The following is a 12,574-nucleotide window of genomic DNA, read 5'->3' as shown; positions in this document are numbered from 1 at the left end:
ACCGGCGCCGGACCCGTCGGAAGCGCCCTGGAACCGAAAAGCAACACGGCCAGGCATTGACCTCCGATGAATTCTGGTCCACCTTTTCATCAATTGAAGTCCAAGTTGGTGATTTGAACCAGCAACTCCATCCAGCAGCTCGACCCAGCAGCTGACTGATCGCAGGAGGCGACATGCGCGCGAGAAGACTGACCGGATGTGTGGTGGGTGTCATCGCCCTCACCCTGACCGCCGCGGGCTGCGGCCTGTCGGGCGGGGGATCCGACAGCGGGGACGCCACCGCCGGCGGCTGCAAGGTCGACCAGGGCAATGTCGGGTCCGGGAAGCTGACCGGAGACGTCAAGGGCACGATCACCTTCCAGACGACGAATCTGAAGAAGGACTTCGGCGGCTACTTCAACGGGGTCATCAAGGCCTTCGAGCAGGCCCACCCGGACACCACCGTGAAGTGGGTCGACGACCCGGGCGACGCCACCTTCACCCAGCGCCTGGTCGCGGACGCGCAGGGCTGCACCCTGCCGGACGTCGTGAACATCAACGTCAACACGGCGATCGCGCTCACCAAGACCGGCTATCTGCTCGACCTGGACAAGAAGGCCCCGGACGCGGGCGAGCCGTTCGTGCCCAACCTGTGGAAGTCGAGCATGTACGCCGACGCCTCCGGCACCAAGGTGCACAGCGTGCTCCCCTGGTACTCCGGCGGCATCGTGCAGACCTTCAACACCGACCTGATGAAGAAGGCGGGCCTCGATCCGGCCAAACCTCCGACGACCGTGCTCGGTCTGTTCGAGGACGCGCAGAAGATAGCCGAGGTCTCGGACGGCAAGTACTACGCCTTCCTCGCCAACCCGCAGCTGCGCATCCCCGCCGACTGGCAGCAGATGGACATCAAGGTCCTCTCCTCCGACGGCAAGAAGTTCACCTTCGCCGACGACCCGAAGACCGCGCAGTGGGTGGAGGCGATGACGAAGCTCTACAAGTCCGGCGGCATGCCGAGGGACTCGCTCTCCTCCACCCAGGACCCGGCCAACGTCTACGGCCAGGGCAAGCTGGTCTACGGCCCGACGAACCCCAACTTCCTTCGCTTCATCCAGCAGAACAACCCGAGCGTCTACAAGAAGACGGGTGTCGCCCGCTTCATGCTGGACGACCTCGGCCACACCGTCGGCGCCCCGCAGTACATCGGTGTCGCGTCCACCAGCAAGAACGCGGCGACCGCGCTGTCCTTCGCGCGGTTCCTGACCAACGCGAAGAACCAGCTGGAGTGGGCGAAGGACCCGAACGTCGTCATCTTCCCCTCCACCACGGCCTCCCTGGACGACCCGTTCTTCCAGTCGGTCAAGGGTGACGACCCGTTCGCCGAGGCCCGCAAGATCGTCGCGAGCGACCGCAAGACCTCCACGGCCGACGAGATCGCCCTGACCCCCGGTGAGCTGAACGCCATCACGGCCCAGATCCAGCTGGCCATGCAGGGCAAGAAGAGCGCCCAGGACGCCGTGGACGAGGCCCAGAAGAAGGCCAATGCGCTGATCGAGCAGGGCAGCTGAGTATGACCACCCTCTCTCCCCCCACCGAAGGAGCGGGGGTCGCGGTCTCCTCCCGCGACCCCCGCTCCGGGGAACCGACCGGCCGGCGCCGCCTGTTGCGGGCCCTCAAACCGGGTCCCGGCGCCGACGCGGGCGGCGCCGCGCTGTACCGCCGCTGGTGGCTGCCGTGGCTGTGGATGTCCCCCGCGATCATCGGCATCAGCGTCTTCGGCCTGTACCCGTTCCTGAACACGCTCCTGCTGTCGTTCACCGACGCCAAACCGCTCGGCGGCGCCGCCTCGTTCGTGGGCCTGGACAACTACACCCGGATGCTGGGCGACTCCGACTTCTGGCTCGCCACCCGCAACAGCGTGCTGTACGCGCTGATCGTGGTCCCGCTGATGGTGCTGCTCCCGCTGATGCTGGCCGTGCTGGTGGAGAAGAACCTGCCCGGCATCGGCTTCTTCCGCTCCGCGTTCTACACCCCGGTCCTCGCCTCCAGCGTGGTCGTGGGCCTCAGCTGGCAGTGGCTGCTCAGCGACCAGGGCCTGGTCAACACCTGGCTGCAGAAGGCTCACATCATCCGGTCGGCGATCCCGTTCCTGTCGGACTCCTGGCTGATCCTGCTGTGCGCGATGGGGCTCACCCTGTGGAAGGGCCTCGGCTGGTACATGATCTTCTACCTGGCCGCGCTGGGGAACGTGCCCAAGGAACTGCACGAGGCCGCCGCCGTGGACGGCGCGGGCGCGGTCCGCCGTTTCTGGCACGTCACCGTGCCGGGCGTGCGCACCTCGATGATGCTGGTCGGCACCCTCACCGGTATCGGCTCGCTGCGTGTGTTCACGGAGATCTACATGCTCGGCGGCGCGACCGGCGGCCCCGGCGGCGCCGACCGCACCCTCCCCTTCTACATCCGGGACGTCGCCCTCGACCCGCTCACCGGCAACGCCGGCTACGGCTCGGCCGTCAGCGTCGCCCTCTTCGTACTCACCCTGGGCCTCACACTGCTCGCACAGCGACTGACGAAGGAGGACGAGTCGTGACCACCGCCGTGAAGGAGCCGCGGACGGCCCCGGCCCCGGCCCCCGTCGGGAAGCCGCGGCTGATGCCGCGCTGGAGGGACTACGGCCGCCCCCGCGAACTCGTCGTCCGCTACCTGCTGTTGCTGTTCGTCCTCGGCATCACCGTGGGCCCGCTGCTGTGGCAGCTGCTGTCGTCGCTGAAGGGCGTCGGCGAGGACGTGTTCGGCGAGAACGCCTCCCTCTTCCCGCACGATCCGACGCTGCGCGCCTACCGCGAGGTGTTCGCGCAGGTCCCGGTCTGGACGTACATCCGCAACAGCCTGGTGGTCGTGGCCCTGTCCGTCACCAGCCAGCTGGTCTTCTCCACGCTCGCCGGCTACATGCTCTCCAAGCCGAGCTGGAAGGGCCGCAAGCTGGTCTGGGTGCTGCTGATGGCGTCCATGATGTTCCCCTTCGAGTCGATCATGGTGTCGCTGTTCCTGAGCATCCGTGACCTGGGGCTCGTCGACAACCTGGTGGGCGTCTGGCTGCCCGGTTTCGTCGCCGCCATCAACGTCCTCATCATGCGGGCCGCGTTCCTCGCCGTGCCGCGCGAGGTCGAGGACGCTGCGATGCTGGACGGGGCGGGCGAGTGGAAGCGGTTCCGGTACCTCTATCTGCCGTCCGCGTGGGGCGCGATCCTGGTCGTCACCATCAACACCTTCATCAGCGCCTGGGACGACTTCCTGTGGCCGCTGATCGTGCTGCGCACCGAGGACCACTTCACCCTGACACTCGGCCTGTCCCGCCTCACGTCCTCCTCCTTCGGCTACGACCAGCGGATGGTGATGGCGGGCTCGGTGATCTCCGTGATCCCGGTGCTGGTGCTGTTCGTCATCACCCAGCGGTGGTTCTACAAGGGCGTGTCCTCCGGGGCCGTCAAGCTCTGAGGTCCACGACGACGGGTGCCACGTCCAGCGCCTCCCGCGCGGACCGCGCGACCCGGAGCTCCACGGAGTCGGTCCCGGCGGGCACCTCGAACGCAAGGGAGACGGTACGGCTCTCGCCCGGCGCCAGGCCGACACCCTCGAACGCGCACAGTTCGAGAGTGCGCGGCCAGGTGCGGGTGATCAGCCTGCGCAGATACACCTGGACGACCGAACGCCCGTACCGGTTGCCGGTGTTGGTGACGTCCACCTCGACCGTGCGCCCGGACACCCGGGGCGCACCGTGGTCGAAGGTCGTGTACGACAGCCCGTGCCCGAAGGAGTAGGCCGGTTCCGCGCTCCCGTCGACGTATCCGCCGTACTCGGTGTCCTTGTGGTTGTAGTGGACGGGGAGCTGGGCGGCCGAGCGGGGGACGGAGACCGGGAGCCGGCCTGCGGGCTCGGCGAGACCGAGGAGCACCTCGGCGACCGCCTCGCCGCCCCACGGGCCCGGGTACCAGGCGGTGAGCAGTGCCGCGGCCGGGGTGTCGGGCAGCACGTGCGGGCGGCCCTGCATCAGGACGACCGCGGTGGGCGTGCCCGTCGCCACGACGGCGTCCAGCAGGGCCTCCTGCGCCGCGCCGAGCCGTAGACCCGCGAGGTCGACGCCCTCGCCGCAGGTCATCTCCGACACAACGGTCCGCGCGGCACCGTTGGCGTCGAACTCCGTGTCGGGGGTACGGGCGCTGCTGCCGCCCAGCACGAGCACGGCCAGGTCGGCCGCGGCGGCCTCGGCGATCGCGTCCGGGATTCCGGAGCGGTCGGCGCCGGTCAGGGCCGCGCCCTCGGTGTGACGGACGTCGGTGCCGGGCGGGGCCAGGCGGCGCAGGGCGTCGAGGACGCTCGTGCCGGTGCCGGGGCGCTGCGGGGCGGTGTAGTCGCCGAGGTGGTGACCGGTGGTGGCGGCGTGCGGGCCGAGCACGGCGATCCGGCGTGCCGAGGGGCCGAGAGGCAGGGTGCCTTCCGGGTTGCGCAGGAGGGTGACGCAGGCGCGGGCGAGGTCGGTGCTGCGGGCGCGGCCGGTGTGCTCGGGGATCGACGCGCGGCGAGTGTAGGGGTTCTCGAACAGGCCGAGGCGGAACTTCAGGCGCAGCACGCGGGCGACGGCGGTGTCCAGGGCGGCCTCGTCGACCAGGCCGCGCTCCACGGCCTCCTCCAGGTGCGTGAAGCCCTCGTCCCAGAGGCTGAGGTCGACGCCCGCGTCCAGGGCGAGGGCACCGGCGGAGACCTTGTCGCCGGTGATGCGGGCGAGGCGGTCGACGGCGAGGCCGTCGGCCATGACCAGGCCGTCGAAGCCCCAGTGTTCGCGGAGCAGCCCGGTCAGGAGGGCGCGGTTTCCGCAGCAGGGCAGGCCGTCGACCTCGTTGTAGGCGGCCATGACGGCGGCGGCGCCCGCGCGGACCCCGGCACGGGCGGCCGGGAAGTGGATCTCGTGCAGCTCGCGGGGGCCGAGTTCGGACTCGGCGGAGTTCCGGCCGCCGACGGTGGCGCCTTGGCCTGCGAAGTGCTTGAGGACGACGGGGGCGCGGTCGACGGCGAAGCGCTCCGGGACGGGCGCCGGGATGGGCGCCGTGTGCGGGCCCGGGGGCGGTTGAGCGCCGGGGGTCTGCTGAGCGCCGGGCGCCGCCTGTGCACCCGGCGGTCCCTGCATGCCTCTGACCAGGGCCTCGGTCAGGCGGGCCGCGAGGTGGGGGTCCTCGGTGAAGCATTCCTCGGTACGGCCCCAGCGCGGGTCCCTGGCGATGTCGAGCGCGGAGACGAGGGCCACGTGGCCGCCACGGGCGCGGAGTTCGGCGGCGGCGTGCGCGGCGGCCCGCTCGTGGAGGTCGGGGTCCCAGGTGGCGCCGACGGCCAGGTTGACGGGCAGGACCGTGCCGTCGAGGGCCATGTGGCCGTGCGGGACCTCCTCGACGAAGAGGGTGGGGATCCCGAGCCGGCTGCGCCCCAGGACGTGCCGCTGGACCAGGTCGGCGAGGTCGGCGCTGTCCGCGGCACCGGGCCCGTCGCCGTGGCCGACGCCGGACCAGGCGTCGGCCCGCATCAGACCGTAGAGCGCGCCGAGCCCCGCGAAGCGCTCGGTCTCGGCGGACAGGGCCTCGGTGAGTTCGAAGTTCCCGGCCGGGGTGCGGCGGTACGCGTCCCAGCCGTACATCCGCTGGTTGAGCTGCCCGACCTTCTCGCGCCGGGTCATCCGGGAGAGAAGGTCGGCGACCCTCGCCTCGACGGGCGCGGAAGGGTCGCGGTACGGCGGCAGCGCGGGTGCGGCGGCCGGGGCGAGCGGCTGGTCCTGTGCGGGCATGGGGTGGTCCTTGTCGGCGAGGGGGCTTGGGGCCGAGGGAGGTGTGCGGCCCGGGGGTGGGAACCCCGCGCGGGCCCGGGGCAGGTGCCCGTCCGGTCAGTCGCTCCGGCCGTGGGCGAGGCGGGCGAGGGCGACGGCGCCCGGGGAACCGTCCGCGACCGGGGTGACGGTGAGTCCGAGGGGGGCGAGGCGTTCGGTCAGCGGCGGCAGCAGGGGGCCGTCGGGGGCGAGCAGACCGCCGGTGGCGACGAGGGGTTCGCCGGGGCGGGGCGCCAAGGCGGCGACGGTGTCGACCAGGCGGCGCGCGGCCTCCTGGAGGATCCCGACGGCCACGGCGTCCTTCTCCTCGGCGGTGCGCACCACCACGGGCGCGTGGTCGGCGAGCCGGACGGGCGCTCGGTCCATGACGGTGGGCAGCAACCTGGCCCGGTAGGCGGTCCGCTGCTCGGCACTCCACACGGCGGCCCCGCTCGCCCCGTAGTCCTCCGGCGGGAGCACCTCCGCCGGCAGCCCCAGATCCCGGCCCAGGGCGAGGACGAGCGCGGTGGGCCGGCCGCGGCCGTCGGCCGCGCGCAGGGCCGCCCGTACGGCCGCGCGGCCGATCCAGAAGCCACCGCCGTCGTCCCCGAGGAGCCAGCCGTCGCCGCCCGAGGTCGCGGTCGGCACCCGGCCTTTCATCCGGGCCGCGACCGCGCCGGTACCGGCCACCAGGACCAGCCCGTCGGCGGGATGACCGGGAGCCGCGGCGAACGTCGTCTCGATGTCGCTGTGGACGCCGACCGACGCGGCGGTGACACCGAGCCGGGCGAGCGCGGCCGACAGGGCGGCCCGGGCCCGCAGCCGACCGGGCTCGTCGGCGCCCTGTCCCTGGTGGCCGGCCCCGGCGAACCCGCCCGCCACCGCCACCACCCGTCCGCGCAGTGCCTCCGGCACGGCTCGCGCGACGGCCTCGACCAGGTGGTCGGCGAGCAGCGGCCCGGGCACCGTCAACGAGTTGCCCGGCCCCGCCGCCCCCTCCCCGATCACCGCCCCGCCGCCGAGCTCCGCCAGAACGGCACGCGTACGGGTGCCTCCGGCGTCGATACCGACCACGTAGACGGGGGCGGGCGTGGCAGGGGGCGGGGCGGAGTGGTCGGTGGAGGTGGGGGTGGGCGCGGCGGCGCCCGGGGATCCGTGGGCGGTCGGGGCGGGCCCGGCGGCCGCAGCCGCGTCGGCGGCGCGGGCCGTACCGGCAGCGCGGGCCATGCCGGCAGTCGACCGCCCATCGGCCGCGGGTGCCGCAGCAGTGGCCGACCGCGCATGGGGGGTCGGCCCCGCATCGACCGCCGACGACCGACCGGGCGCCGATGATCTGTCGACCACCGACCACCCGTCGGCTTCCGACCACGCGCCCGGCGCCGACCGCTCATCCGCCACCGGCCCGGGACCGGCCACCGACCGGGGGTCGCGTGCCGGGTGAGTCCCGGAGGCTTGGTTCTCGAAGGCCAGGCCCCCGGAGGCTTGGTTCAAATCACTATTCATTGCCGTCCATGGTGGTTGATACATTCGCCGGAGACAAGGTCCGTCTCTTGAGGAGGACGCCATCAGCACGCCACCTTCGCCCGCGCCCGCACTCCGCTTCGGAGTGAACTACACCCCACGCAAGGGCTGGTTCCACGCCTGGCACGACTTCGACCCCGGGCTCGCGCGCGAGGACCTGGCCCAGATCGCCGGGCTGGGCCTGGACCACGTCCGGGTCTTCCTCCTGTGGCCCCTGCTCCAGCCGAACCGCACCCTGGTCCGGCCCTCGGCCGTGGACCAGCTCGTCCGGCTGGTGGACCTGGCGGGCGAGTGCGGCCTCGACGTCCTCGTGGACGGCGTCCAGGGCCACCTGTCGAGCTTCGACTTCTACCCCGAGTGGACCCGCAGCTGGCACCACCGCAACGTCTTCACCGACCCCGAGGCGATCGAGGCCCAGGCACTGCTGCTGCGCACGCTCGGCCGCGCCCTCTCCGGCCACCCCCGCCTCATCGGCCTCCAACTGGGCAACGAGCTCAACAACCTGGTCGAGCACAACCCGGTGACCGCGGCCGAGGTCGACCACTACCTCGACACCCTCCTCGGCGCCGCCCGGGACGGGCTCGGCGAGGCAGGGGGCCTGGTCACCCACTCGGCGTACGACGCCGCCTGGTACGGCGACGACCACCCGTTCACCCCCGAGGCCTCGGCCCGCAAGGGCGACCTCACCACGGTCCACCCCTGGGTCTTCTCCGCGGACTGCGCCCGGCGTTACGGCCCGCGCTCACCCGAGGTGCACCACCTGGCGGAGTACGGCACGGAGCTGGCCGCCGCCTACGCCACCGACCCGGCCCGCCCGGTCTGGGTCCAGGAGACCGGCGCCCCCGAGCCGCACATCCCGGCCGCCGACGCCCCCGACTTCGCCCGCGCGACCCTGCTGAACGCGGCGGGCTGCACCCACCTGTGGGGCGTCACCTGGTGGTGCTCCCACGACGTCGACCGCACGTTGGCCGACTTCCCCGAACTGGAGTACACGCTCGGTCTGTTCGACTCCACCGGGCGCCCCAAACCGATCGCGGAGGCCCTGTCCACGACGGTGGCCGAGCTGCGCGCCGCCTCCGCCTCGCCCGCGCCCCGTACGACAGCCCTGGTCCTGCACTGCACCCCGTCCACCCGCTCCGTCTCCGGCCCGGGCGGCGCGTTCTTCGACACCTGGATGCGTCTACGACAGGAGGGGGCCCGCCCGGCGGTGGTCCTGGCGGAGCACGCGGAGGACACCGCGTACCTGGCGGCACGGGGAATCACGGAGTTGATCGAGGGGAAGTGAGAGCGGCGGCCGGGCGCAGCGCCCGGCGCCGCCCACGGGACCGGCCGCGCGGGCGGGATGGCAGGCCGGCCGAGGCAGGCATGCCGACGGGGCCGGGGCCGAGCGTGCAGGCCCACAAGCGAAACCGGCGAGGGAACGGGGCGGCAGGCGTGCCGGACCCCGAGCCGACAGGAGAGCCGACGACCTGCGAACCGGCAAACCGACAAACCGGCGGGCAGGCGAGCCGGGGAGAGCCGGGGCGGGGCGGGATGTCCGGGGCGGGGCGGGATGTCCGGACGCCGCACACCCGCTCACGCCCCGCGCCGGTGCACCCGCGCCCGCCGCACCCCGCACACCCGCGCACCCCCTCCGGCCATCGGTGCCCGGAGGGACACCGCCCCTCAGAACGTCCGGCCCGTGATGATCTCGGCCGCCGCCCGCAGATTCACCCGTCCCCTGCCGTGCGCGGCCACCGCGTCACCCGCCTCCGGCAACCCGGTCGAGACCACGAGCGCGTCCGGCCGGGCGGTCAGCAACAGGTCGCGGAGGCGGACCTGCCAGGGGTACAGCTCGGCGTCGCACAGGGCGAGGACCAGCGGACGCGCCCCGGCGGCCCGCAGCGCCTCCCCCGCGACGGCCGAGAGATCGTCCGGCTCCCCGGCGACCGCCGTCCCCGTGGCGGTGGGGTCGAGCGCGCGGACCTCGGTCAGCAGATCCTCGCCGCCCCAGTTGAGGGCGGGGTGCGGAGGTGGGAAGCAGTCGACGACATGGGCGCCCGGCACCGGCCGGGGCAACGGGCCCCCGCTCCGTACGGCCCGCCGCGCCGTCGTCAGCCCGGCGTGCGCGTCCCACGCGGCCACGGCACCCGGCCGGTACGGCACCGCGTACCGCAGCGCGAGCCGGCGTACCCGCTCCGCGGCCTCGGTCACCCGCTCCTCCGCGAGGTCGCCCGCTCCGAGCGCGTCGAGCACGGCGTCCCGGCAGGCGAGGCTGACCTCCAGATCCGGCACGGCGACGATGACCTGGTCGGCTCCGGCCGCGAGCGCGAGACGGGCGCCGGCCGCCTCGCCGTAGCGGTCGGCGATGGCCTTCATCTCCAGCGCGTCGCTGACGAGGACGCCGTCGAAGCCGAGTTCGCCACGCAGCAGGTCGGAGAGGATCCTCGGGCTGAGGGTGGCGGGCAGCTCCGGGTCGAGGGCCGGGAAGACCACATGGGCGCTCATCAGCATGGGCACGCCCGTGTGGACGGCGGCCCGGAAGGGCACGAGGTCGAGTCGCTCGTACGGCCGCGGGTCCACCGCCAGTTCGTGGTGGCTGTCGGTGACGGTCCCGCCGTGGCCGGGGAAGTGCTTGGCGCAGGAGGCCACGCCGCGCGCCTCGGTGGCCTCGATCCAGGCGCGCAGATGCCGGGAGACCAGCTCTGGGTCGCCGCCGAAGGCGCGGGTGCGCACGATCGGGTTCTCGGGCCGGCTCTGGACGTCGGCGACGGGGGCGTACAAGACGGTGATCCCGAGCGAGAGCAGGTGTCCGGCGAGGGCGTCGGCGCACGCGGCGGTCAGGCCGGGATCGTCGGCGGCACCGAGCGCCCATGAGCCGGGTACCTCGGGGGCGCCCGCGGCGACCAGGTGGCCGATGCCGCCGCCCTCGTTGTCGATGGCGATCAGCAGGTCCGGCCGCAACGTCCGCAGGGTGGCGGTGAGTTCGCTGACCTGGTCGGCGTCACGGATGTTGCGGGTGAACAGGATGACCCCGCCCAGGCCGCGGTCGATCAGCCGTTTCAGGGTGTCGGGGACGGTCGTCGTACCGTCGAAGCCCGCGACGAGGCAGCGGTGGGCCGCCTCGTCGAGGGCCGCGGGGAGAACCGGGCCGAGGGGCCCGGCGGCGGAGTGTGTCACCTCCGAAATCCTCTGGCTGATCGAGCCGAAAGTCAACAGTTCGATGGATGATTGATTCACCAAGAGCCGTCGAGGGCCCCGCCCAGGTCGGGTCAGGTCAGGCGCTGCGGTGCGTTCGCGAGGGCGCTCTCGCGCGGGCGCGTACCCAGCCGAGCAGCACCACCGAGCACACGGCCGCGAAGGCGCACCAGGTGGAGATGAACTCCAGCCGCCACAGGGCCCAGCAGACCACGGCTCCGACGCCGGCCAGGGCGCCGAGCACGACGAGCCGCCGGTCGCCGGAGAGGAGCAGGGAGCCGACGGTTGCGAGGAGGTAGCAGGCGACCAGGAGTGCCGGGTGGGCGAGGTCGATCGTGTAGCCGACGGTGTGGCCGCGGATCTCGGCGGTCACCGGGCCGGTGGCGAGGGCCCGAGCGAGCGGCACGGCGGTCGCGACGCCGACGGCGAGCGGGACGACCAGCCGGGGACGGGCTCGCGCCGGGGCCGCGCACCACACGCCCGCCGGCACCCACACGGCCAGCAGCGGCAGGGCGACGACGGCCCAGGCGACGGTCGCCGGCCCGCTGCCGCCGCCCGAGGACCAGACCACCGACTCCACGATCTGGTGGGCGCCGAGCAGCAACGGCAGCGCGGCGAGCGGCAGATCCCGCCGGTCGCGCGCCAGCACCACACCGGTCACCCCGACCGCGGCGACACCGGCACCCGCCACGAGATCGGCCGTCGCGCTCCAGCACATCCCGCCGCCTCCGGCTCGACCGCCACCTGCCCGGTCGCCCACGCTACGTCGCCTGCGGCGCCCGGCCAGGTGACGACACGGACCCGCCGCGCCCGGCGCCTCTCGCTCCTGTACCCCTCCCCGAGGGCGTTCCATCAGCGCCAACCGGGTTGAGACCTGCCCGGACGAGCATGACGCGTGCGGAGTTCTTGTCCCGTGGGGACGCGGTTCCGCACGCGGTGCAGGTGTAGGTGCGCTCACCCAGCGGCAGGCGATGCTTGGCTCTCGCATCGCAGAGCGCGCAGTCCATCGTGGTGTACGCGGGGTGGACGAGGCGGATGTCCCGCCCGTGCTTGCGGCTCATCTCGATCAGAGCGGCCTTGGTGGCGCCGATGGCGGCGTCGGCGGCCTTGCGGGCCATGGTGGTCCTGGCCAGGAACTTCGGGCGGAAGTCCTCGACGGCGATGGCGTCGTGGTCGCGGACCACCTTCTTGGCCCACTTACGAGCGGTGTCCTCTCGCTGCCTGGCGACCTTCTTGTGCGCCTTCGCCCGCAGTCTCTTCGCCTCGCGGTAGCCCTTCGATCCCGGTTGCCCCTTCTTCGGCCTGCGGCGGGCCATCATCCGGTCGTACCGGGTCAGGTGGACCTTGGCTTTCCTGCCGTGCCCGACGTGGGGGAGGTCGTGCGCGTCGGAGGTGGTGGTCGCGGTCTCCTTCACGCCCCAGTCGACGCCGAGTGCGCGGCCGGTCTCCGGCAGGGGCTGGACCTGGGCGGGAACAACGAACGAGCCGTACCAGTGCCCGAGGCTGTCCTGGTACACGCGCACCGAGGACGGCTCGGCCGGCAGGTCCCGCGACCACACCACGCCTGCGACGATGCCGCCCGCCAGATGAAGCCGCCCGTCCTTCAGCCGGAACCCGCGCCGCGTGTAGTTGAGGGTCGCCAGCGCCTCGCGCTTGAACTTCCACTTCGGCATCCCCGCCCGACGCGCCATGGGCAGGCACGCTTCGATGTCCTTGTGCGCCTTGGCGCGGGAGCGGCCGAAGTCGCGGATGGCCTGCTGCTGAACCACCGACGAGCCCTCGCGCAGCCACGGCGTACGGGCGCGGGCCTCGGTCAGCATCCTGTCGAGCTGAGCCGGGCCGCACGTCGCCTTCTCACCGGTGGCCTTGTTGTGCAGGTGGACGGCCCTGGACTTGGCGACGCATTCGTTCCACACCCAGCGGCACCGGTCCCATTCCGCCGCCAGTGCGGTGCGGGCGGTGGACGACACGCGCAGCCGGTACGTGTACCGGGCATGCACGGTCTCCGCAGCCGCCGCCACCTGCGCCATCTCGCCCCCTCAGGCA

At 72.9% G+C, this 12,574-nt stretch carries 9 protein-coding genes; 4 read left to right on the top strand and 5 right to left on the bottom strand.

Features of this window, described 5'->3' with window-relative positions:
- The first annotated feature begins 173 nt into the window (after positions 1 to 173).
- From P8T65_RS41355 to P8T65_RS41345, 3 genes are read left to right on the top strand one after another with little or no spacing between them, the layout of a single operon-like run.
- Positions 174 to 1,547 carry an extracellular solute-binding protein gene (locus P8T65_RS41355; protein ID WP_316730559.1) on the top strand — a complete coding sequence of 458 codons (1,374 nt, stop codon included), beginning with the start codon at positions 174 to 176 and terminating at the stop codon, positions 1,545 to 1,547.
- A gap of 2 nt (positions 1,548 to 1,549) precedes the next feature.
- Entirely contained in the window at positions 1,550 to 2,569 is a 1,020-nt protein-coding gene (locus tag P8T65_RS41350; RefSeq protein WP_316730557.1) for a sugar ABC transporter permease, read from the top strand.
- The gene (locus P8T65_RS41345; protein ID WP_399102312.1) at positions 2,566 to 3,477 is read left to right on the top strand and encodes a carbohydrate ABC transporter permease; all 912 of its coding nucleotides are present in this window, start codon (positions 2,566 to 2,568) and stop codon (positions 3,475 to 3,477) included. Before P8T65_RS41350 ends, P8T65_RS41345 begins: the two co-directional genes overlap by 4 nt.
- Here P8T65_RS41345 and P8T65_RS41340 read toward each other — a convergent pair.
- The gene (locus tag P8T65_RS41340; RefSeq protein WP_316730556.1) at positions 3,467 to 5,812 is read right to left on the bottom strand and encodes a glycoside hydrolase family 3 N-terminal domain-containing protein; all 2,346 of its coding nucleotides are present in this window, start codon (positions 5,810 to 5,812) and stop codon (positions 3,467 to 3,469) included. The genes P8T65_RS41345 and P8T65_RS41340 overlap by 11 nt on opposite strands.
- A gap of 96 nt (positions 5,813 to 5,908) precedes the next feature.
- Positions 5,909 to 7,057, bottom strand: coding sequence for a BadF/BadG/BcrA/BcrD ATPase family protein (locus P8T65_RS41335; RefSeq protein WP_316730554.1), 1,149 nt, complete (start codon positions 7,055 to 7,057; stop codon positions 5,909 to 5,911).
- 298 nt (positions 7,058 to 7,355) lie between these two features.
- On the opposite strand from P8T65_RS41335, the gene P8T65_RS41330 reads away from it, so the two are divergent.
- Positions 7,356 to 8,636 carry a glycosyl hydrolase gene (locus P8T65_RS41330; protein ID WP_399103371.1) on the top strand — a complete coding sequence of 427 codons (1,281 nt, stop codon included), beginning with the start codon at positions 7,356 to 7,358 and terminating at the stop codon, positions 8,634 to 8,636.
- A gap of 380 nt (positions 8,637 to 9,016) precedes the next feature.
- Here P8T65_RS41330 and P8T65_RS41325 read toward each other — a convergent pair whose 3' ends face one another.
- The 3 genes from P8T65_RS41325 to P8T65_RS41315 form a co-directional block, all read right to left on the bottom strand.
- Positions 9,017 to 10,510 (bottom strand): glycoside hydrolase family 3 N-terminal domain-containing protein, encoded by a 1,494-nt coding sequence (locus P8T65_RS41325; RefSeq protein WP_316730553.1) that lies wholly within the window; start codon positions 10,508 to 10,510, stop codon positions 9,017 to 9,019.
- Positions 10,511 to 10,607: 97 nt separating this feature from the next.
- A complete protein-coding gene (locus P8T65_RS41320) occupies positions 10,608 to 11,246 on the bottom strand; it encodes a DUF6629 family protein (protein WP_316730551.1) in 639 nt (212 codons plus the stop codon).
- A gap of 43 nt (positions 11,247 to 11,289) precedes the next feature.
- Positions 11,290 to 12,558 (bottom strand): transposase, encoded by a 1,269-nt coding sequence (locus P8T65_RS41315; RefSeq protein ID WP_316730549.1) that lies wholly within the window; start codon positions 12,556 to 12,558, stop codon positions 11,290 to 11,292.
- Positions 12,559 to 12,574: the final 16 nt, after the last annotated feature.

The sequence above is a fragment of the Streptomyces sp. 11x1 genome (assembly GCF_032598905.1).
Classification (GTDB): Bacteria; Actinomycetota; Actinomycetes; order Streptomycetales; family Streptomycetaceae; genus Streptomyces.
Note: the sequence above shows the minus strand (reverse complement) of the source record. Positions and strands in the feature narration are given on the sequence as shown.

What these genes read in the sequence shown, in the direction of transcription:
- P8T65_RS41355 (WP_316730559.1), top strand. Translation starts at nt 174, where the DNA reads ATGCGCGCGAGAAGACTGACCGGATGTGTGGTGGGTGTCATCGCCCTC.
- P8T65_RS41350 (WP_316730557.1), top strand. Translation starts at nt 1,550, where the DNA reads ATGACCACCCTCTCTCCCCCCACCGAAGGAGCGGGGGTCGCGGTCTCC.
- P8T65_RS41340 (WP_316730556.1), bottom strand. Translation starts at nt 5,812, where the DNA reads ATGCCCGCACAGGACCAGCCGCTCGCCCCGGCCGCCGCACCCGCGCTG.
- P8T65_RS41335 (WP_316730554.1), bottom strand. Translation starts at nt 7,057, where the DNA reads ATGGCCCGCGCTGCCGGTACGGCCCGCGCCGCCGACGCGGCTGCGGCC.
- P8T65_RS41320 (WP_316730551.1), bottom strand. Translation starts at nt 11,246, where the DNA reads ATGTGCTGGAGCGCGACGGCCGATCTCGTGGCGGGTGCCGGTGTCGCC.
- P8T65_RS41315 (WP_316730549.1), bottom strand. Translation starts at nt 12,558, where the DNA reads ATGGCGCAGGTGGCGGCGGCTGCGGAGACCGTGCATGCCCGGTACACG.